Below are 20,884 nucleotides of genomic sequence, written 5' to 3' on the forward strand. Positions count from 1 at the left end.
AAGAAGCACGCCTACACTGGGGTGGTACATAGAGCCGATCAGTCCGCGGATGTGGTCGGAAGTCGGGCCGAGGACTCCCGGGGCAGACCGGGACCTCGGCCCCGCGCATGTTCCAGTCAGTGCAGCTCGATCTCGGACATCCTCAGTGTGGGCGTCAGCGGAGCGAGCAGCTGTTGCCCATGAGCTGAGCCGTGTGCGCTGCTGACCGCGCCGGCAACGATGTCCGGCAGCCACAGCAGCGGATCACTCTGCGGTCCGTACGGCCGCACGAAGTCAATCTTGATCCGTCCTGAGATGATCCGCCGCCGCTTGAACTGAGCAATGGCAGCGGTGTCCATGGCGTTGAGCGACGCCGTGCGGGTCTCGATGCTCGCGTGTTCCACGCCTGCCCGGTCGAGTTGCCACAACATCTGCTCCATGCACAGCCGCCGGGCGCGTTCCTGCCGGGAGCTGTCCATGCCGGTTCCCATGACCACCACATGGACCGCTGCAGTCATGGACGCTACGGCCTGGACCATCTTGCGCCGTTCGCCGTCGGTCGCGTCCCGGTAGTGAACGCGGGCCCGGGGCGTTGGAGCCAGCCTGGCAGCGTCGAACCTGACCATCTCGACCTCGCCGGTCTGTATCACCGCCGCTGCGAGCACGTAGATGCCGCTGCGGTCGGGCCGCTGACGCATCGACTCGTCGAGCCAGGCCGCGCTGCTCATCTGACCACCTCAACGACCGGCTGACGGAAGGTCCATGGCGCGCCCGGCCATGAGGGGAACGAGCGCGGTCCCGACAAGACATGGCCTGTGTGTCTCCTCACGACGAAGCCCCCTCCTTCCGGAGGGGGCTTCGTCGTGAGCGGGGTTCAGGGGGTCGGCTCGACGCTCGGCGTACCGGCGTCCGGCGTGGTGTCGGGGTCCGGGGTGTCGGCGGCCGGCGGCTCGTACGGCAGGGCGCTGCCCTTGACGTACTCCTCCCAGCTCATGTTCCAGTCGGTCCAGCCGTTGCCGTTCTGGAGCTTGCGCTCGGTGCCCTTCACCGTGATCGGGTCACCGATGCGGGTGTTGGCGAACAGCCAGTTGCCTTCCTTCATCGAGACGTTGACGCAGCCGTGCGACACGTTCGACCGGCCCTGCACGCCCTCGGACCAGGGCGCGGCGTGGATGAACTCGCCGCCCCAGGTGAGCCGCTGGGCGTAGTCGATCTCGGTGCGGTAGCCCTCCTCCGGGCCCAGCTCCTCCATGGTGTCGAAGACCGTGTGCCGGAGCTTCTCCATCACCACCATCGTGCCGCTGGAGGAGGGGGTGCTCTTCTTGCCGAGGCTCACCGGGATGGTCTTGACCACCTTGCCGTCGCGGGTGACTGTCATCCGCTTGGTGCGGTTGTCGACCGTCATCACGAACGACGGACCGATCTTGACGTCGACGGTGAGGTCGGACCGGCCGTACCAGCCGCCGCCGAGCGGCAGCCCGCCCGCCTGCACCTTGTAGCTGACGGTGCTGTTCGGCTTCCAGAACGTCTTGGGCCGGTAGCGCACCTCGGTCGGGCTCACCCAGTGCCAGATGCCCTCCTGGGCCGGCTTGGCGGTGACGATCATCCGGCGCTGCACGTCGTCGCGGTAGTCCTCCGGGATGGCCCGGCCGAACTTCACGATCAGCGGCATGGCCACGCCGACGACCTGGTTGTCGCCGAGGAAGCTGGTGACCCGGACCTGCTTGGCCGGCTTCGCCATGGTGGTGAACGTGCTGGTGGCGGTCGCGGGCTTGCCGTCGTCGCCGGTCGCCGTCACGGTCGCGGTGTACGTCTGCCCGTACTCCAGGGCGCCGGCCGGCAGCCAGCTCTTGCCGTCCGCGGCGACCGCGCCGTCGACGGCCTTGCCGGCGGAGTCCTTCACCTCGACTGTCGTCTCCTGCGCCTCGGTCGTGGTGAAGACGATGGCGGTGGAGGCGGGCACGTCCTTGGCGTCGGCGGCGGGCTCGCTGATCGTGGCGGCGGCCTTCGGGGCCTTCTCGCCACCGTCGCCGCCGCCCTGCCAGCTCGACGGCTTGCCGCCACCGCCGCCGGTGCAGGCGGAGGTCAGGGCCAACGCGGCGGCGAGCACCCCGGCCGCCAGCGCGCGGCGGCGGCCGACGCGCGGGGCGCTCCCGCCCCTGATCGGTTCGTCCTGGCCAGCTCGCATGATTCCCTCACAAGTGATGCCGTTCGGCGTCGTCTCAGGTCAGACGCGCCGGAGCGCTTACGCGTTGCCGGGCGTGAACCGGAACACCCCGCCGGGATGTAACGATTCCACGGCCGCCCGGCGCTTCGTCGGAGGTGGCGTGTCCGACCACGGTACGCCGGTCAGAACGGGGCGGGCTGCCCGCCCTCCGGCACCGGCAGCGCGCTGCCGGCGACGAACTCCGACCAGCTCAAGCTCCAGGCAGTCCAGCCGTTACCCGGCGCGAGGCGCCGCTCGGTGCCCTTCACCGTGATCGGATCACCGACGAGCGTCTTGCCGAACAGCCACCGCCCGTCGGCCATCGACACGTTGACGCAGCCGTGCGAGACGTTCCGGCGCCCCTGCACGCCCTCGGACCAGGGCGCGGCGTGGATGTACTCGCCGCCCCAGGTGATCCGCTGGGCGAAGTCGATCTCGGTGACGTACCGGTTGGCCGGGTCCGGCTCGCTGCGGGTGTCGAAGACGGTGGACTCCTTCTTCTCCATCACCACCATCGTGCCGCTGGAGGAGGGGGTGCTCTTCTTGCCCAGGCTCACCGGCAGCGTACGGATCACCGTGCCGTTCTCGGAGACCGTCATCCGCTTCGTCGCGTTGTCGACGGTCATCTCGAACGCGCGGCCGATCTTCGCGGTGGCGCTCCGGTCGATGTTGCCGTAGCGGCCGTTGCTCAGCGGGATCCCGGCCAGCGCCAGCCGGACGGTGATCGTGGTGCCGGTCTTCCAGTACTCCGGGGCGCGGTAGTACGCCTGGGTGCCGTTGTCGACCCAGTGCCAGGCGCCGGGCTGCGGCGGGTCCGTCTGCACGAACATCCGCTTCTGCACCGCGGCCCGGTCCTTCTTCGGGATGCCCGGGGAGAACTCGGCGACCACCGGCATGGCCACGCCGTACGTCTTGTCGCTGAACAGGTAGAGCCCGGAGCCGATCATCGACTTCGGCTTGGCCATCGTGGTGAACGTGCTGGTGCCCTCGTACGTCTGGCCGTCCTTGCCGGCGCCGGTGACGGTGGCGGTGTACTTCGTGCCGTACTTCAGCGCGGCCGACGGCACCCAGCTGGACCCGTCCCGTCGCATCCGTCCGGCGACGGCGGTGCCGTCGGCGGTGGCGAGCACCACCTTCGACACGGTGCCGCCGCCCGGGATGCGGGCGCTGATCTCGGTGCTGACCGGCCGGCTCGCCGCGCCGTCGGCCGGGCTGACAGTCAGCGCCGCCGCGGGGGCGCCGCCGGTCGGGGCGGCGCTCGGGTCGGCGGGCGCCGAGGCCGAGACGCCGCCGACCTGCTGCTGGCCGGGCTCGAAGGCCGGCTTCTTCCCCTCGTCGCCGCCGCCGCACCCGGTCAGTGCCAGCGACGCCGTGAGGACCAGGGCGCCCACCGTCGCCCCGGCCCGCGAGAACCTGCCCATGCCCACCCCTGTCCTCACATGCCTGGCGGACATCGTGCCGTATCGACGCCATCTGACCCGCCCCCGCGCTCAAGTCTTTGACCGTTTTGGTCGCTTTCGCCGGTTAAGCTCGTCCGAAGGGGGGACCCCGGTATCGGATTGGAACCCGGCTCCGCGGGCGTGCTAATCTTCTTCCCGTTGTCAGCGAGCGCCGCTAGCTCAACTGGCAGAGCAGCGGACTCTTAATCCGCGGGTTCGGGGTTCGAGTCCCTGGCGGCGCACCAACGATCAAAGCCCCGACCTGGTGTCACGCACCGGGTCGGGGCCTTTTTCGCTTACGCGGGTCTCGTGTGCGTGTGGCGCGTACCGCTGGTTCTTCCCCGGGGTTGAAGGGCCAGACGTGTCCGGGCGTTAGGCGAGAGCTTCCGGAGCGCGCCGCCGCCACCACGCGGTGAAGAGGGTTACTACGTGCGTCTTGATCTCGTCCGTGATGATTTCGTGCGCGTCGTCCATGAGCGGCCTGACGGCGTGCTTGTAGACCTCTGGGTGGTGTTCGACCGAGGGGCAGGTGAAGATGGCCAGCATCCTCAGGACGCGCAGGGTGTCTGTTCCGAGGAGGGGAAAGTGAGCCTCCAGCAGCCTCGCCAGGGCTGACCACACCTTGTCCACGACAAGGCGGATTACGGCGTCGGTCACCAGCCGGGGCACCCCCGAACCGAACCGCTGCGACAACACGCCGGTGATGAACTGCTTGGCGGTATCCGAGAGCAGGTCGACGGCCTTGTTGATCCTCTCGATCAACTGGATCAGGGCCACCAACAGGCTGCACCACGTGTGATCGGCCAAGCATCTCTTGACCTCCCTGGCGTCAGCCTTGTTCCGGACGAGGCTGTCTATGCCGGCTGAGATCTCGGGCCACGTGTTCCCCATGACCTCTCGGCCGACGGTGTCTATCCGGCCAAGGTCTGATGACGTCGATGATGGTTCAACATCGCGGGGCAACCGACCGTTGATCTTGGCTCGATCGTCGGCGGCCCACAGGTAGTCGGCGATGTCCAGGCGTGCAAGGTCGAAGTAGACCTGGCGGTTGCGGGCGTTAAAACCCAGGCGTCCGGATCCTTGGTCTGCTTCTGCCTCTTCCTTGAGTTCGCGCCGCCGGTCGTCGCGTTTCTCTGGCTGGTCGGCGGCCAGGCTCATCCATGAGCCTTTTCCAGCCTGATCTTGCAGGTCAGCCCGGGTCGGCAAGGGGTGCTGATCGATGAGGGCGAGGCTCCAGGTAGGACAGCAAATCGACCAAAACCCGATGCCCCGACCGGGAGCCTCGCCATGCTGTCCTACCCTGCCACGATCCCGTTGTCCAACCGGACCCTGAACCACCTCGCCGAGCGAATCCGCGGCCACCGCCAGCAGCGCAAATCCCGGTGGAGGCGACTGAACCCGGGCCGCCAGGCACTACTCGCCCTGGCCCACCTGCGCAACGGCGACACCTACACCCGCCTCGCCGCCGGCTTCGAGATCGGCGTCGCGACCGCCTGGCGCTATGTTCAAGAAGCAATCGCCCTGCTCAGCGCTGCCGCCGAGGACCTGGACACCGCCATGCGGCGCATCCGACAACTGGCCTACGCGATCCTGGACGGCACGCTGACCCCGATCGACCGGGTCGCCGACCAGAAGCCGTACTACTCCGGCAAGCACAAACGTCACGGCGTGAACGTGCAGGTCATCGCGGATGCGGCCGGGCGTCTCGTCTGGGCATCGGCCGCGCTGCCCGGTTCAACGCATGACCTGACCGCCGCCCGCACCCACGGCATCATCGAAGCCTTGACCAGCGCCGATGTGATGACCTTCGCGGACAAGGGCTACCAGGGCGCCCGCGGCAGCCTGCGCATCCCGTTCAAGCGGCGCCGCTTCCGGCCGAAGCTGTCACGCCGGCAGAAGACGGTCAACCAGGCGCACGCGAAGATCCGCGCCCGCGGTGAGCGCGCGATCGCCACGCTCAAGACCTGGAAGATCCTGGCCAAGCTTCGCTGCTGCCCGCGCCGCGCTACCGCGATCGTGCAGGCCACCCTCGTCTTGCACCACGTCGAAGCCGCCCGCTACGCAGGATGAAAAAGGCTCCATCCTTGCCAGCCGTGTTGTGAGCCCCCGCAGCCGGAGCACTCGCAGCCCGGCCGTCGGGCGTTTGCGCAGTTAGCCCTGTGGGTGTTGGTCATCATCCGCAAGCCACCACCCGGTCTGTTGCACTCAAAGCGACTAGCTGATGACCCTACGTAAGATAGTTATGGGTGCCAATGGGTGTCTGAAGGGGGTGGGGTGGCTCGACCCTTTCGGCCTCGACCTTCTGCGGGTGTTCTGCCTGTTGGGTGCCTATAGATCCGCTCCTTCGGCTGAGCTATGACGGATTATTGATAGACCACTCTTCCCTCATTTGCATTCACTTGCTTCGGTTGCGCAGGCCGATGACCAAGGCTCGGGCTGGACAGGTTGTGGTGCTCCGGAGCCTGTGCTGATCCCACGAGGGGACACCCTGAGAGCTCATCGTGGGTCTTTCGGATGCCACCCCAAGCGCCGACTCTGGATGGGCTGTCGACTCGGCCGCCATTGACTTGATGTGACGGCGCGGATGCGCTGTGCTGTCAGGTGGTCGTCGTCCGATCGGAGGTGATCGTGGCCGTGCAGGTGGATCCCGAGTGGTGGAGTTCGGGGCTGTGGAACGGCCGACCGATCCTCGAGCTCCTGCGACAACGTGACATCACTACGGTCTTCCGCTTCCTTCACGCCCGGGGCATGTCCTACGGCAGGATCGCCGCTCTCGTTGGCCTCTCGCCCCACCGCGCTACTGAAATCGCCAAGGGCGTCCGGCAGGTCACGGCGTACGAGGTGCTGGAACGGATCGCCGTGGGTCTGAATATTCCGCGTCCGGTCATGGGGCTCGGCCGCAACGAGGACAGCACTATGCCGCGCGACGTCAGCATCGAGACCGTGGCCGGTGGAGCGGATCGATCGCCTGCCCGTATGGGGAGCAGTGAGGCCGGAGGCCTGGTCAGACTCCGTCTGGGATTGGACGAGGCTCTGGCGGCGTCGAGTGTCGCCCCTCGGCAGCTTGAGCTGATCGAGCAAAGCGCCGGTTCGTCCATCGCGGAGGCCAACCAGCCGACCGCCTCCTCGAGCCGAACCGCCAGGGTGCGCGGCTGGTCTTGCCGCGGTGGTGCGGGTGATCCGGACGGCTTGGTGGGCGTGCGGAAACAGGATGTCGCCGCGATGTTCATGGAGACTGCCTTGGTGGTGCGGGGTCTCGTGGCGGCCGTGGCCACGGTCGCGGGATCGGTGGCCTACCGGGGTCTGCGCCAGGACGGTCTTGAGCTGGGCGTGCAAGGTCGGCTGCTTGGCCTTGACCGGGATCAGTAGATGGCCGCCGTGCCGTGTTTGGCGATCTTGTTCACGTGGCCGGTCGGCGTGTGCAGTTTGTCCGCGACGAATTTCAGAAACTTCAACCGATGCCGGGCAAGGAACTCCTGGGTATCCTCACCGTTTGTCAGGTTACGGCTATCGGAGGGGATGTCGCGTGCGGGCGATCGACCAGTATCGGAAGACCGAGCAGACGTTTCGCGAAGCCCCGGAGCCCTCTAGCCTCTACGAGAACATCGCTCAGGTCGATTTCGAGCTACGGTTTCTGACCCTATGCGTCGCCGGTTGCCTGCGGCAGAACGACCGAGAGGCGGTGAACCTGGGCCGTGCTCCAGGCTTCGGAAGCTGGACAAGCTATCTGCGCCGCTTCCTCTCGCTCGCACCGAACCTGCCGAGCACCCCGGCCGTACGCATTGTCACTAGTGCCGTGAGCCGAGTCCTCGGCGCGCTCGACTCCCGCTGGCCCAACGACTCCGGACTGACAAGCCTCCTGAAGCTGCGGAACCACCTAAGTCACGGGGGCCCCGTCCCCCATGAGCCGGATCGTTCGGCACTGGCAAGACATGTCAAGCGAGTTATCTCCGAGGTCACCGAGGCCGTTCACACGATGCTGGCCGACGCGGAGATGATGCAGGGTACGCGCACTGGCGACAGCATGTTCGGAGTGACGCTCGCCTGGCCGGACGGATGCCTTCCGCTGTGGCCGTTCGTGCTCTCCGACAACGCCGGAAGCTGGTGTCTCCTCGCCCAGTTCACCGGACTTCAGCCGGTCTATATTCGGCCCGGCGAATACGCGCCGGTCCGGTTCAATCTGGCCGACGAGGAGCTGGTGCATGCCATAGGCCAGTCCATCGAGGCGAAGAACGGCGACCGCGCGTTCGCCGCCTTCATTTCGGACGTGCGTGCCGACCTAGCCGGTTTTCGTGATCCGGACTTCGATCCCTACCACGATGAAATAGCCGGTGGTGTCGCGTTTTTCTGGAAACGCGCAACCAGTGAGGGAACCGAGGATCGCATCGACGGATTCCGGTTGGGCCCAGACGAGGCGCGGCAGTGGAAAGATGGTACACAGTGGCAGCCGTACTCGCACTTCCTCCGGCAGTTGGCGAACCTGACCGTGGTTGCTCGCAGGATCCGGCAGCAGCTTGTCGAACTCTACCAACAGTTGGTTACTGAGGAACAGACCGCGCTCGGCTGGGCTGCGATGCCGCCGAACCCAGTGGAGTCGAGAATCCGGATAAGAGATCTCTCCGGTCAACCGGCGGCCGAGAGCAGTGACATGCAGTCCTTCGACCAGCTCCTCACTCAGATCGACACCAGCGTCGAGTCACGAGGAACCCACACTCAAGTCTACTTCGTTACTGGTGAGGCCGGTATCGGCAAGACCCGGGTTCTCCTCAAAGCGGCACTCGACCGCGCCAGTCAGATCGAGGAGGGCAAGAGCCCGGAGGGCCCGCTCTTCCTCTACGTGTCGTCGGCCGGGCATGTTCTGGCTACATTACCGATGGTGGTGGACGCGGCGGTCACAGCGACCAGAAACCTCACCGAGGCCGCAGTTCGGGCGTTGTGCCGCAATGGCCTCATGGCACTCTTTGTCGACGGATTCGACGAGTTGCTCGGCGGCGTCGGTTACGACGACGCGCTGGGATCCTTGAGGCCCTGGATCGAGGATCTCGGCGGCCGCGGAGTGATCATCGTTTCTGCGCGCTCCTCTTACTACCTGAACCAGTACCGGTCCAGCATTCAGCGGGCTGACGGTTCACAGCGCCTCGCTGTCCGACACCAGGTGGCCGAGATCCAACGCTGGGACAAGTCCCTGGCGGCGCGCTTTCTGCAAATTAATGGCGTGCCGGAACGGGAGACCGCGGTCCTGAGCGAACAGGACCGCGATCTGCTAGGTCTACCCTTCTTCGCCAGAGTCTTCCTCGAGGATGTACGCAGGCGTGCGGCCAGCCGAGACGTCGAGGCCGCTGCCGGCCGGCCCCTGCCGCAGCGTCTCATCGATCAGTACATCAACCGGGAGATCGCGAAGCTCACTACCCCAGGCAGCAAACCACTCCTGACCAATATGGAGTTGGAACGAATGTTCGAGTATCTGGCCCAGCTGATGGCCGACCAGCGTGAGCGCGAGGTGTCCGTCGAGGAACTTCGGTTTGCCGCCTCGCTGGCGATCAATAGCGAGGATCTGGAGGTGCGCCGCGGCCTGACGAATCGTCTATCGGTTCTGTGCGGTGTCGCGTTCGCCGGGAACAGCAGATCCACCGAGAAGCGCTTCACCTTCCAACACGAACTCTTCTACGATCAGTTCCTCGCGAATGCAATTTTGGAGATGATTCGCAACGATAAACATGTCGAGTTTCATGACGTTCTGGCCAGCGTGGAATGGCGAGCCGCGACTGTCACGCATGTGGTCCGGTACAGCGCCGAAACTATCCCTGAACTTATGATCACCGAGATGGGCCAGACCCGGCACGTGTCGCCGGAGCGGCAGCAGACTTTCCGCAAGAACCTTGGTTCTCTCTGGGCTGAGGTGGCCCGGGTGCTTCGTCGCCTCGGTTCGGTGCGGATCCACGACGTCGAGTTCGACGTGCTGGATCTTTCGGACGTGACATGCGGGCAGCTGACCTTCGCCCATTGCGCCATCAACGAACTGATTCTGCCGTTGACACCGTGTATCAACTTCGACGACTGCGACATCGAGACCCTCCGGGTGAGGATGTTGATGCGGCTGGGAAATGTGACCGGACTGGATCCGGAACGGATCACGCTTCTGATCACCCCGCAGTCTTTTTGCGAGGGGACAGCGGATATCTCGCGCGAGTTGGTCCGGCTCGGTGTACCGCTGCAACGGGTGGCTGAGAGCCGTCCGGACAGCCAGTTCGCCAACCACGTCGACGTCTTCCTGTCCCGTGTCATCAGCCGGGCGGACTCGATCGTGGTCTACGAATCGGACTACCGCAGCGCCGAGGAACAGTCCGGCTGGCAACATCGCCATGGCCTCGACGTATGGAGGGATTTCGTCCGCTTGCTGGTCAACGCGGGCTTGGCGGATCTCGTACCGATCACGTCGGCCGGACCAGCGAAGGCCAAGGTCCGGTTCAAGGTGCCTCCCACGACGATCCGGGCAGAAGGCCCGGACAATGACAACGTCACCGCTTTCTGGAGTCAGGTCCGCGCTAAGCCCTGAGCTGAGCAGGCATCGTCGACGAATTGGCTCATGACCGGGTGCTCCACGGGTGCTCCGGCGCGATGGACGGACCAGCTTTCGACGGACTGGGCGGGACGCCGACCGGCCGAAGTCGGGGCGTGACCGCGAACAGGTGGACTCAGTCGGCCGGACTGGACGTCATCGCACGTTGTCCGTCTATCTCTTAATCCGCGGGTTCGGGGGTTCGAGTTCCTGGCGGCGCACCAACGAGCAAGGCCCTGAACAGGCGTTCCACGCCGGTCGGGGCCTTTTCGGGTACATCGCCGGCAGGCGGGACGGGCGCGCGCCGGGGCGACCGCCCGCGGGTGGAACGCCATGGATGTCAAACGGGCCGGGAGACACCCATGACGTTCCACCGAGGGGCGGTCAGCCCGGTGGCGGGGAGGGAACCGGCCCATGGGTGCGCCGCCCAAGTACCAGTCGTCGTGGACGAAGCCGCAGGCGTGCCGCCCATGTACAACTGGGACGGCACGAAGGTGATCGGGTACGCGTTCCTGGTGATCACCCGGACCTGATCGGCATTCGCCTGCGGCACGTGACGCCAGGGATGGAATGTGCGCGCCGAATCGGCCGGCAGCCCGGACACGATCCTCGTCTGCATCAGGGGCAACTCCGGCTCGGGCAAGAGCAGCATCGCCCGTGAGCTACGACACCGGCACGGCCGGGGATGCGCCCTCGTCGAACAGGACTACCTGCGCCGCGTCGTCCTGCGCGAACGGGACACGCCCGGCGGCGTCGCGCCCGCCCTGATCGAGCAGACCGTCCGGTTCGCGCTCGACCACGGCTACCACGTGGTCCTGGAGGGCATCCTGTACACCGGCCGCTACCGCGACATGCTGACCTCGCTGCGGGACGGCCACCGGGGGCGGTCGCTGTTCTGCTACCTCGACGTGTCGCTGGCCGAGACGCTGCGCCGGCATCTGACCCGCCCGCAGGCCGGTGAGTTCACCGCCGAGCAGATGAGCGGCTGGTACGCCGCGCACGACATCCTGGGCTGGCCCGGCGAACTCGTCCTCCCGGAGAGCACCGGCTTGGAGCAGGCGGTCGAGACGATCGCGGCCGCCGCCGGGCTGCCCCAGCGTTAGGCGGCGGCGCTTGCCCTTGCGGTTACTGAAGGGGGCAGGCTGGGATCATGTTGTCGATCAGCGAGTTCAGCCAGATGTGTCACCTGTCGCCGCAGGCGCTGCGCTTCTACCACGCCGAAGGGCTGCTCGTGCCCGCCGAGGTCGACGACCGGACCGGCCACCGCTCGTACGCCTTCGAGCAGGTGGAACGCGCAATGCTGATCACGCTGCTGCGGGACACCGGGATGAGCGTGAAGCTCGTCCGGCGTGCCCTCGACGAACCGGACCAGGCGCTCGCCCTGCTCGATCGGCACAGCGACGAGGTCCGCCGGGAACGTCAGGCTCAGGCGGACGCGATCGCTGCCGCCCGCGCCGTCTTCGAGGCGCAGCCCGAGCCGCGGCTGCGGCACGTGCCCGCGACGACTGTGGTGGCGCGGCTCGTGCCGGGCACACCGCTGGGCCGGGACGCGCAGGAGTGGGACCGGGCCGAGGAGATCATCCAGGCGGCGGCGGCCGAACTGGTCGCCACCGTGCGGCAGGCGGGCCTCACCTGCCTGGGTGAGCCGTGGCGGACGCTGGCGCTGGAGACGCCGGAGCAGGACCGGCGCGTACTCGACGGCACCGGGCCGTTCTGGACGGTCAAGGTCGCTGTGGCGGACACCCCGGAGACGCTGCCCTCCCTGCCTGCCGACCTGTTCGTGCAGACGCCCGAGGCCCACGACGAGTTGTCTATCTTCATGCCGGGCCGCAACACCATGGCCAAGTACTGCACTGTGGTCCTGCGCCTGCTCGACGCCGCCCCGGTCGACGGCGACCGGTTCGTCAACCTGGCGCGTCTGCGTCAGGAGGTCCGCCCCGACGGCGTGGTGAGCAGCGCGCCGGTCGAACGACGCCCGGAGTGACGGATCAGCGCCCCGGAACCGCGCCCTCCTCGGCGAGCCGCTTGAGGTTCAGCAACTGCCGGCGGGCCATCACCAGGTCACCGAGGCATCCGCCGAGGGCGATCACCGGGTTCGTCCGCATCACGACCTTGAGCAGCAGGCGGGTCGTGTTCCCGGCATCCGGCACCAGGACGTACGACAGGACCGCGCCCATGATCGAGGCGGTGAGGTGACGCCCCGGCTCGACCGCGAGGATCCGGCCCCTTCGCCGCCCGCCCGCGGTGGTGAACGGCTCGCCGACCGCCGGCTCGGGAAGGCCCACCAGCAGTTGCGGTGAGCGGCGGCCGAGGTTGTCGACCCAGTCGTACGAGTAGGGCGCGAGCCGGATCTGGCCGACCCACTGCCACACGGCCGCCGGTGGCGCGTCCACGCTCACCCCGCGCCACGCCCGCAACGTGGGCGCGGGCACGAAGTCGTCGCACGGGTAGCGGCCCAGCGTCTCGTCGTCCGACACGCCCCACCGGTCACCGAGCATCGGCCCGGCCCAGCACCAGCGTGGTCCGCAGGTCGAGCACGACAGTGCCGCCGAAGTCGTCCACCAGCCGGTCCAGGGCGGCGATCCCGCGCTGCTGCTGCTCGGGGGTGCGGGACAGGTACGGCCCGAACGTGCGCATCAGCGCCAGGTACCGCTCCTTGTCCAGCGGCAGTTCCCGCCGGAACACCTCGCGGCGTACGTCGTCGAACTGCCCGCTGTCGAGGATGTCCCGGTGGAACCAGTCGACGGGCCGCTTCCGGACGGTGGGGTCGACGGATCGCAGTGCGGCCCGGACGGCGGCCTGCTGGCCGGCGTCGGCGTAGTCGTAGCGGTGCCCGAAGACGGCGAGCGTGCCGCCGGGTGCCAGGGCGCGCCGGGCCAGGGCGTTGCGGGTGGCGGCGTCCAGCCAGTGCCAGGCCATCGCGCAGGCGAGCACGTCCACCCCGCCGGCCGGCGGCGACCACCGCTCGAACGTCGTTGCCTCGATGCGCGCGTCCGGGAACCGTTCGGCCAGCCGGGCCGCCATCCGCGCGTCGGGCTCCACACAGGTCAGCGGCGCGCCGAGGCGGGCCAGCACGTCGGTGCCCTTGCCGGTGCCCGCGCCGACCTCGACCACTGAGGCCGGGGTACCGCCGTGGTAGGCGAGGATCGACTCGGCGATCTCCGGCGGATAACCGGGCCGCGCGCGCTCGTACAGGTCGGCGACCGTACCGAAGAGCTTCATCACCAGCAGGATACGGCTCCGACCGGTCCCCGACAGACCGCGCGGAAACCGGCCCACCCGCTTCTACAGTCCGCACCATGAGGTGGACCCTGCGGCTGGCTGCGGCGCTCGGCGTACTCGTGACCGCTCTGGCGACCGGGGTGGCGAGCGCCGCCGCGGCGCCCGCCGACGGCGGCCTCGGCCTGGCGCTGCGGCCCGGTCAGGCCGACTACCGCGCCGGGGACCAGGTCCGCCTCGACCTCACCGTCACGAACGCCACCGGCGCGGCCTGCGCGCTCGCCACCAGCGCCGTCGGCACCGTGCAGATCACCGGGGTACGCCGGGACGGGCGCGACGTCGCGCCGACGCTCGCCCGCAGCTTCCACGACGACGGGATCGGCGCCGCCGCCACCGCCGGACTGACCACCGTCGAGCCGGGCGCGACCGCCACAGTGACCTCGACCGGGGTACGGCTGCGCGACGGCGAGGTGCTCCTCCGCTCGGTGGCCGCCACGCCGGACGGCGGCGGGCTGGACACGCTCTGGCCGGTCGGCGCACCCGGCCGGTACGAGGTGACAGCGGGCTACGTGACGCTGCCGGTGACCGGCGCGGCGGACCTGTGCGCGGGCGCGACGGCGCTGCGGACCACCACGTTCACCGTGTCCGACGGCGGCGGGGCCGGCCAGCGTTGGCTCTGGCTCGTCGGCGGGGGAGTCCTGGCGCTGCTCGTCGTCGCGCTGGTCGTGCTGCTGCTGGTACGCCGACGACGCCGCCCGACCGCCGCCGCCGTGGCGCTGCTGCTGGTCGCCGTCGGCGCGTACGTCGGTGGTGGCGCCCGGCCGGCGCGGGCCGACTACGGCGTCGACCCGACGGCCGGGGTGCCGGTCAGCGGTGTCGACTTCCAGGCGGCCGTCGACGGCTGCCTGGCCGGGTTCGCGCTACCCGGCGGCGACCCGTCCGGCCTGCTGCCGAGGCTGCGCGACAAGAAGAGCCCCCGGGTGCGGATCATTCCGACCACTGGTGGCTCCGGCGCGTTCGAGACGCCGGACAGCGTCGACGGCAAGGGCTCCTCGACCGTCACCTGGAACCCGACCTCCACCGACCCGTACGGCGACGGGGTGGCCCGTGACCCCTGCGCCGCGCTGTACCACGAGCTGAACCACGCCGACGACATCTCCCGCAACGCGGTGCCGCAGGGCGAGTGCGGCGGCACCGGCATCCGTACCGCCGAGGTGAAGGCGACGCTCGCGGAGAACCGCTACCGGGCGGCGAAGGGGCTGCCGCCGCGCACCGAGTACAAGGGGAAGACGCTGCCGAAGAGCCTCGACGAGTGCAAGAAGCCGGCCAAGAAGACGCCGCCGCCGAAGGGGCCGGTGAAGCTCTGCGAGGACGGCGCCGACTGCGGCGGCAGCAACGGCGACCCGCACCTGGTCACGTTCGACCGGGTCGCCTACGACTTCCAGGCAGTCGGCGAGTTCACGCTGGTCGCCTCCACCGGTGGCGACCCGCTGGAGGTGCAGGTGCGGCAGGCCCCGATGGCGGGCACGCGGACCGCCTCGGTCAACTCGGCTGTCGCGTTCCGGGTCGGCGCGCACCGCGTCGCGCTGACCCTCACCGACGGCGGCACGCGGGTACACGTCGACGGCGCGCCGCTCGCCGTACCCCCGGACCGCACCGACCTGGCCGGCGGCGGCACGCTCACCCGCCGCCCGTCGGACACCGGCCCCACCGACGGGTACGACGTGACGTGGCCGGACGGGTCCGCGGCGGCGGTGGACCAGATCGGCCGGTACGGCTACCGGATCCTGGTGCGGCTGGCCGAGACCCGGGCCGGAAAGGTACGCGGACTGCTCGGCGACTTCGACGGCGACCCGGCCGACGACATCGCGCCCGCCTCCGGGGCGCCGTTGGCCCAGCCGGTGCCTTTCGGCAAGCTCTATCCCGCGTACGCGGACAGCTGGCGGATCGCCGCGGACCGCTCGCTGCTGCACTACGACGACGGGCAGGACACCGGCACGTTCACCGACCGCGCGTTCCCGGAACGAGAGGTCACCGTCGCCGACCTCGACCCGGCCCGGCGCGCGGCGGCCGAACAGGTCTGCCGCTGGGCCGGCGTCACCGCGCCCGCCCAGCTCGCCGAGTGCGTCTTCGACGTCGCGGTCAGCGGGCGCCCCGAGTTCGCCGTCGCCGGCGCGAGCACGGAGCGGGTCGCCCCACCCGCGGCCACCCCGATCACCGCCGTACCCGTCGCCACCGCCTCGCTCACCCCCGGCGGCGCGCCGCTGACGTTCACCGTCCGCGCCGGGGACGCCGTCTTCGTCGACGCCACCGCGCCGGGCATCGGCGACCGCTGCTCGCCGTACGTGCTCACCGAGCCGGGCGGCCGGGAGATCGCCAGTGGCTGCAACATCAAGGGCAACGGGTACGTCGACCGCGTCGACCTCACCGCCACCGGCACGTACGCGCTGCGGGTCGTCGCCGCGCCCGGCGACACCGGCCGCGCCGCCGTGCGGGTGTACGCGGCGCGGGACAGCGACGGCACGCTGCAACCGAACGGCCCGGCGGTCACCGCCACCGTCGAGCAGCCCGGCGCACGGGCGCGTTACCGGTTCACCGGGCGCGCGGGCGAGCGCGTCTACGTGGAGGTGCCGACGAGCACGCTCACCGACCAGTGCTCACCGCTGGAGCTGCGGGACGCCGAGGGGCGGCTGCTGCGCAGTGGCTGCGTGATCAACGGGACCGGCGAGGTCGACGGCACGGTGCTGCCCGCCGACGGGACGTACACGGTGGTGGTCGACCCCACCGAACGCGGCACCGGCACGACCACGCTGCGGCTGGTCACCAGCCGGGACCGCGAGGCGGCGATCACGCCCGGCGGGCCACCTGTCGTCGCCGTCGTGGAACGGCCCGGCGCGGTCATCGGCTACCGGTTCACCGCCGTCGCCGGCACGTCGGTGACGGTGAGCGCGACCGCCTCCGACCTGCCGGACCAGTGCGGCGTGCTGGCGCTGCGCGCGCCCGACGGCAGCACCGTCGGCAGCGGCTGCGTGATCAACGGGGCCGGTGAACTCGGGCCGACCGTGTTGCCGGCCTCCGGGGCGTACACCCTGATGGTGGACCCGTCGGGGGCCGCGACCGGGCAGGTCACGCTGGCGGTGCGGTGAGGCCGACCCTGGATTTCGGGGGTGGCGGGCGGGCGTGCTAACGTCTCGTCCCGTTGTCAGCGAGCGCCGCTAGCTCAACTGGCAGAGCAGCGGACTCTTAATCCGCGGGTTCGGGGTTCGAGTCCCTGGCGGCGCACCAACGATCAAGGCCCTGGTTCGGTCACCCGTACCAGGGCCTTTTCGTCGTGCCTGCTCGGACGCGGCAGCCTGGCCGACCCCGGACCCATCGACGGCCGGGCGGGACGGATCATATTCTGACCCGTCGAAGGAGGCCGTCGTGTCCGCCACCCGGAGCGTGCTCACCCCGGCTACCTCGGCCGGTCCGGTCGGGCTGCGCCCCCGGACCTGGACCGCGCTGATCGTGCTCGGGCTCGTCGGGCAGATGGCCTGGACCATCGAGAACATCTACCTGAACCTGTTCGTGTACGACACGATCACCGACGATCCCAACGCGATCGCCACGATGGTCGCCGCCAGCGCAGTGACCGCCACTGTCGCCACCCTGCTGCTCGGTGCCCTCTCCGACCGGACCGGGCGGCGCCGGTCGTTCATCGCGGGCGGCTACCTGCTGTGGGGCGTCTCCACCGCCGCCTTCGGCTTCTTGACAGTGGGTTTCGTGGAGGACATCGCGCCCGTCGCGAACGTCGTGCTGGTCACGGCGATCGCGGTCATCACCCTCGACTGCCTGATGTCCTTCCTCGGCTCGGGCGCAAACGACGCGGCGTTCCAGGCGTGGGTCACCGACGTGACCGAGCCGGCCAACCGTGGCCGGGTCGAGTCGGTGCTCGCCATCATGCCGCTGGTCTCGATGCTGGTGATCTTCGGCGGGTTCGACGGGCTGGCCCGCGCCGGGAACTGGCGGCTGTTCTTCGTGGTCATCGGCGCGATCATGGCCGTGGCCGGTCTGCTGGCCTGGTTCCTGGTCGAGGACAGCCCGTCACTCGTCCGGCACGAGGGCGGCTACCTGCGCGCCGTCGTCCACGGTTTGCGCCCGGCCGCCGTCCGGGCCAACCCGGGGCTCTACCTCGCCCTGGCGGCCTGGTCGATCTGGGGGATCTCCACGCAGGTGTTCCTGCCGTATCTGATCATCTACCTGCAGCGGTACCTGCGGATCGAGGGGTACGCGATAGTCCTGGCCGTCGTCCTCGTCACGGCGTCGGCGGTCAGCGTGGTCGGCGGGCGGCTCATCGACCGCGTCGGCAAGGTGCGCTTCCTCCTGCCGGCAGTAGTGGTGTACGGCGCCGGCCTGGCGCTGATGTTCTTCGCCCGCGGCATGGTTCCCGTGATCGCCGCCGGGGTCGTGATGATGTCGGGCTTCATGCTCGTCCTCGCCCCGATCGGCGCCATCGTGCGCGACTACTCGCCACCGGATCGGGCCGGCCATGTCCAGGGGCTGCGGATGGTCTTCGCCATCCTCGTGCCGATGCTCGTCGGTCCCTACCTCGGCGCCGCCGTGATCACCGGCGCCGGCGAGGTCTACGAGGATCTCGGCGTGGTGAAGCAGGTTCCGACGCCGGGCATCTTCCTCATGGCGCTCGCAGTGCTGGTCCTCATCGCGGTGCCGGCCGTGGCGCTGCGGCGGCGGGAGCGGGAGGCCCGGGCATGACGCTGCTGACCCCGTGGGGCTCCACGCTCGACCCGGAGCGTGTCCTGCCCGAATACCCCCGCCCGCAGTTCGCCCGGGACAGCTATCTCAACCTCAACGGCCGGTGGGAGTACGCGATCACCGGTTCGTCCACCGAGCCGGAACGCTACGACGGCGAAATCCTCGTGCCGTTCTCCCCGGAGTCCACGCTCTCCGGCGTCGGGCGGCAGCTCCAGCCGGGCGAGACGCTCTGGTACCGCCGACCGCTGACCCTCCCGGTGGGCTTCCACGCGGCCGGCTCGCGCCTGCTGCTGCACTTCGGCGCGGTCGACCAGACCTGCCAGGTCTACCTGAACGGCGTTGCTGTCGGCGGCCATACCGGCGGGTATCTGCCGTTCACCTGCGACATCACCGACGCGCTCCGCGAGGACGCCAACGTCCTGGTCGTGGCGGTCCAGGACGACAGCGACACCGACCACCACTCCCGGGGCAAGCAGCGGTTGCGCCGCGGCGGCATCTGGTACACCGCCCAGTCCGGGATCTGGCAGACGGTGTGGGCCGAGAGCGTGCCCGCCGTACACCTGCGGCACCTCACCCTGACCCCGCTCCTCGACGAGCGGTGCGTCGAGGTGACGGTGCACGCGACGGCGGATGCCGGCGACGCCGGCATCCGGATCCTGGCCGACGGGGTCGCGGTGGCCGAGGCCACCGCACCCGTCGGCGTGGCCGTTCGCATCCCGATCCCCGAGGTACGGCAGTGGAGCCCCGAGGATCCGTTCCTCTACGACGTGACCGCCGAGTTGGGCGCGGACCGGGTACGCAGCTACTTCGGCATGCGTTCGTTCGGTGTCGGACCGGACGGGGACGGCGTGCCCCGGCTGCTGCTCAACGGGCGGCCGTACTTCCACGCCGGCATCCTCGATCAGGGCTACTGGTCGGACGGCATGTACACGGCGCCCTCCGACGAGGCGATGATCGCCGACATCGCCACCATGAAGCGGCTCGGGTTCACCATGCTGCGCAAGCACATCAAGATCGAGCCGCTGCGCTGGTATCACCACTGCGACCGGCTGGGGATGCTGGTCTGGCAGGACATGGTCAACGGCGGCAGCAGTTACCACCCGCTGGTCGTCACCGCGCCGGCGGTGACGCCGCTGCGGCTGCCCGACCGGGGCCGGTGGCGGCGCTGGTTCGGCCGTGCCGACGCCGGTGGACGGGACCGGTTCCGGGCCGAGCTGCGCGACACCGTCGAGCACCTGCGCAACGTGGTGAGCCTCGCCGTGTGGGTGCCCTTCAACGAGGGCTGGGGGCAGTTCGACGCGGCCCGGATCGCCCGCGAGGTCGCCGAACTCGACAGCACCCGTACGGTCGACCACGCCAGCGGCTGGCACGACCAGGGCGGCGGCGACCTGCGCAGCCTGCACGTCTACTTCCGCCGCTTCCGGGTGCCGCGGCGACGCGGCGACCGCCGGGCGCTGGTGCTGTCCGAGTACGGCGGCTACAACCTGCGCGTCGACGGGCACGCCTTCAGCCGCAAGGATTTCGGTTACCGGCGGTACCGGAGCGCCGAGGACCTGGCGGAGGCGTTCACGCGGCTGCACACCGAGCAGATCGTGCCCGCGATCCGGGCCGGTCTGAGCGCGACCGTCTACACCCAGCTGTCCGACGTGGAGGACGAGCTGAACGGTCTGCTCACGTACGACCGGCGCGTGGTCAAGCTTCCCGAGGACGTGGTCCGGCAGGTCAACGAGCGGCTGCGTCACCAGCGGTTCTGAGCTTCCTCCGCCCAGCCGACCAGGCCGTCCAGAGCCACCCGCTCGCCGTCGTCCGCCTGGGCCCAGCCGGAGAAGTGCCCGAAGCACTGGTGGGTCTCGCTGGCCACGACGCCGAGGTTGGTGCGGGAGACCTTCTCGTGGAACGGGTGGAACTCCACCTCGACGCGATCACCGCTGATCCGCCACGGCCGCAGCCAGTCGTGGCGGTCGTAGCTCCAGCGCAGTTCGGCGCCGAGCTTGTGCAGCCGGCCGCCGACGAACAGTGCGTTCTCGGTCGAGCCGGTGCCGTCGGTCCACTTGCCGCCGAGCTGGATCGACGCGTCCGGTCCGCTGCCCGCCGCCCAGTTCCATGTGATCGCGTACGGCCACTTGCCCCGGCCATGGTCGAGCACGGCGAACGAGTCCCGCTCGTCCACGACGTGCGTCGTGCCGTTCACCCGCAGTGAGCCGCGCACCGGGCGCCCGACGTCCTTGACCGTGTACTGGAACCGGCGTTTGCTCCACGGGACCACGACGCCGAGCGACTCGTGGCCGGGCGGGAGCGGCACCACGAGGTCGATCTGGATGCCTGGTGCGGTGGCGCGGATCGTGCTGCCCTCGGTGGTCTGGTCGATGTCGATCGACAGGCCGCCCCCGCGTGCGCACACGGCGCCCACGCCGCTGATCGGCGGCATGACGACGCCGCGGGCGAAGGGGACCACGGCGTCCGTGCTGGTCTCGACCTTCGTGGCGCGGTCGAGCACGTAGACGCCGTGCACCCCGGCGTAGTCCAGCGACGACGCGACGAGGCCGACGATGTGGGTCGGCGTCACGATCCCCCAGTACTCCCAGCGCTTGGCTCTACCCCAGCCGCGCAGGTTCGCCCGGTGCAGCGGCCGGCGGGTCCAGCCGACCGCGGCGGGGTTGAGCCGCCCGTCCGGAAGGCACAGGTCGACCGGTTCGACGATCTCCTTCTCGTGCGTCATCGGGGGAGCGT

14 protein-coding genes, 2 tRNA genes and 1 pseudogene are annotated in these 20,884 nt (G+C 69.3%); 10 read left to right on the forward strand and 7 right to left on the reverse strand.

The genetic code is table 11. The annotated features are described in order from the left end of the window. Window positions 1–116 precede the first annotated feature (116 nt). From PVK74_RS27270 to PVK74_RS27280, 3 genes are all read right to left on the reverse strand, one after another. Window positions 117–707, reverse strand: coding sequence for a hypothetical protein (locus tag PVK74_RS27270; RefSeq protein WP_274477538.1), 591 nt, complete (start codon window positions 705–707; stop codon window positions 117–119). A 146-nt stretch (window positions 708–853) separates the two neighbouring features. Next, on the reverse strand, window positions 854–2,167 hold the full coding sequence (locus PVK74_RS27275; RefSeq protein ID WP_113971879.1) for a L,D-transpeptidase: 1,314 nt from the start codon (window positions 2,165–2,167) through the stop codon (window positions 854–856). Between the two features lie 161 nt (window positions 2,168–2,328). Further along, window positions 2,329–3,606 carry a L,D-transpeptidase gene (locus PVK74_RS27280; RefSeq protein WP_064446946.1) on the reverse strand — a complete coding sequence of 426 codons (1,278 nt, stop codon included), beginning with the start codon at window positions 3,604–3,606 and terminating at the stop codon, window positions 2,329–2,331. Between the two features lie 187 nt (window positions 3,607–3,793). On the opposite strand from PVK74_RS27280, the gene PVK74_RS27285 reads away from it, so the two are divergent. Beyond that, window positions 3,794–3,869, forward strand: a tRNA-Lys gene (locus PVK74_RS27285). 127 nt (window positions 3,870–3,996) lie between these two features. Here the strand turns inward: PVK74_RS27285 and PVK74_RS27290 are convergent. Next, window positions 3,997–4,782 (reverse strand): hypothetical protein, encoded by a 786-nt coding sequence (locus PVK74_RS27290; RefSeq protein ID WP_274477540.1) that lies wholly within the window; start codon window positions 4,780–4,782, stop codon window positions 3,997–3,999. Window positions 4,783–4,911: 129 nt separating this feature from the next. Here PVK74_RS27290 and PVK74_RS27295 point away from each other — a divergent pair, with 129 nt between their 5' ends. The 5 genes and pseudogenes from PVK74_RS27295 (at window position 4,912) to PVK74_RS27315 (ending at window position 12,167) form a co-directional block, all read left to right on the forward strand. Beyond that, window positions 4,912–5,694: a transposase family protein gene (locus tag PVK74_RS27295; RefSeq protein ID WP_274477541.1), complete on the forward strand. Its 783-nt coding sequence runs from the start codon at window positions 4,912–4,914 to the stop codon at window positions 5,692–5,694. Window positions 5,695–6,225: 531 nt separating this feature from the next. Further along, window positions 6,226–6,714 (forward strand): annotated as a pseudogene (locus PVK74_RS31240) (hypothetical protein); the annotation flags it as partial. A gap of 436 nt (window positions 6,715–7,150) precedes the next feature. Beyond that, the gene (locus PVK74_RS27305; RefSeq protein ID WP_274477543.1) at window positions 7,151–10,180 is read left to right on the forward strand and encodes an NACHT domain-containing protein; all 3,030 of its coding nucleotides are present in this window, start codon (window positions 7,151–7,153) and stop codon (window positions 10,178–10,180) included. 575 nt (window positions 10,181–10,755) lie between these two features. Further along, window positions 10,756–11,286, forward strand: coding sequence for a kinase (locus PVK74_RS27310; RefSeq protein WP_274477544.1), 531 nt, complete (start codon window positions 10,756–10,758; stop codon window positions 11,284–11,286). Between the two features lie 47 nt (window positions 11,287–11,333). Beyond that, complete coding sequence (locus PVK74_RS27315; RefSeq protein WP_274477545.1) at window positions 11,334–12,167, forward strand: MerR family transcriptional regulator; 834 nt, start codon at window positions 11,334–11,336, stop codon at window positions 12,165–12,167. Between the two features lie 4 nt (window positions 12,168–12,171). Here the strand turns inward: PVK74_RS27315 and PVK74_RS27320 are convergent, their stop codons facing one another. Beyond that, the gene (locus PVK74_RS27320) at window positions 12,172–12,660 is read right to left on the reverse strand and encodes a polyketide cyclase (RefSeq protein WP_274477547.1); all 489 of its coding nucleotides are present in this window, start codon (window positions 12,658–12,660) and stop codon (window positions 12,172–12,174) included. A 10-nt stretch (window positions 12,661–12,670) separates the two neighbouring features. Then, window positions 12,671–13,405, reverse strand: coding sequence for a class I SAM-dependent methyltransferase (locus PVK74_RS27325; protein WP_274477548.1), 735 nt, complete (start codon window positions 13,403–13,405; stop codon window positions 12,671–12,673). A gap of 77 nt (window positions 13,406–13,482) precedes the next feature. On the opposite strand from PVK74_RS27325, the gene PVK74_RS27330 reads away from it, so the two are divergent. From PVK74_RS27330 to PVK74_RS27345, 4 genes are all read left to right on the forward strand, one after another. Next, entirely contained in the window at window positions 13,483–16,548 is a 3,066-nt protein-coding gene (locus PVK74_RS27330) for a VWD domain-containing protein (protein WP_274477549.1), read from the forward strand. Between the two features lie 63 nt (window positions 16,549–16,611). Further along, window positions 16,612–16,687, forward strand: a tRNA-Lys gene (locus tag PVK74_RS27335). A 138-nt stretch (window positions 16,688–16,825) separates the two neighbouring features. Next, window positions 16,826–18,154 carry an MFS transporter gene (locus tag PVK74_RS27340; RefSeq protein WP_210870118.1) on the forward strand — a complete coding sequence of 443 codons (1,329 nt, stop codon included), beginning with the start codon at window positions 16,826–16,828 and terminating at the stop codon, window positions 18,152–18,154. Then, window positions 18,151–19,908, forward strand: a complete 1,758-nt coding sequence (locus PVK74_RS27345) for a glycoside hydrolase family 2 protein (protein ID WP_274477550.1) — start codon at window positions 18,151–18,153, stop codon at window positions 19,906–19,908. Before PVK74_RS27340 ends, PVK74_RS27345 begins: the two co-directional genes overlap by 4 nt. Here PVK74_RS27345 and PVK74_RS27350 read toward each other — a convergent pair. Then, window positions 19,893–20,873, reverse strand: coding sequence for a DUF2804 domain-containing protein (locus PVK74_RS27350; protein WP_274477551.1), 981 nt, complete (start codon window positions 20,871–20,873; stop codon window positions 19,893–19,895). The genes PVK74_RS27345 and PVK74_RS27350 overlap by 16 nt on opposite strands. Window positions 20,874–20,884 lie beyond the last annotated feature (11 nt).

It is taken from the genome of Micromonospora chalcea (assembly GCF_028768405.1).
GTDB lineage: Bacteria > Actinomycetota > Actinomycetes > Mycobacteriales > Micromonosporaceae > Micromonospora > Micromonospora chalcea.

Excerpts from the sequence above, each read along its gene's own strand:
- PVK74_RS27315 (WP_274477545.1), top strand. The coding sequence starts at position 11,334 with ATGTTGTCGATCAGCGAGTTCAGCCAGATGTGTCACCTGTCGCCGCAG.
- PVK74_RS27290 (WP_274477540.1), bottom strand. The coding sequence starts at position 4,782 with ATGAGCCTGGCCGCCGACCAGCCAGAGAAACGCGACGACCGGCGGCGC.
- PVK74_RS27270 (WP_274477538.1), bottom strand. The coding sequence starts at position 707 with ATGAGCAGCGCGGCCTGGCTCGACGAGTCGATGCGTCAGCGGCCCGAC.
- PVK74_RS27325 (WP_274477548.1), bottom strand. The coding sequence starts at position 13,405 with ATGAAGCTCTTCGGTACGGTCGCCGACCTGTACGAGCGCGCGCGGCCC.
- PVK74_RS27350 (WP_274477551.1), bottom strand. The coding sequence starts at position 20,873 with ATGACGCACGAGAAGGAGATCGTCGAACCGGTCGACCTGTGCCTTCCG.
- PVK74_RS27330 (WP_274477549.1), top strand. The coding sequence starts at position 13,483 with ATGAGGTGGACCCTGCGGCTGGCTGCGGCGCTCGGCGTACTCGTGACC.
- PVK74_RS27280 (WP_064446946.1), bottom strand. The coding sequence starts at position 3,606 with ATGGGCAGGTTCTCGCGGGCCGGGGCGACGGTGGGCGCCCTGGTCCTC.
- PVK74_RS27275 (WP_113971879.1), bottom strand. The coding sequence starts at position 2,167 with ATGCGAGCTGGCCAGGACGAACCGATCAGGGGCGGGAGCGCCCCGCGC.
- PVK74_RS27295 (WP_274477541.1), top strand. The coding sequence starts at position 4,912 with ATGCTGTCCTACCCTGCCACGATCCCGTTGTCCAACCGGACCCTGAAC.
- PVK74_RS27345 (WP_274477550.1), top strand. The coding sequence starts at position 18,151 with ATGACGCTGCTGACCCCGTGGGGCTCCACGCTCGACCCGGAGCGTGTC.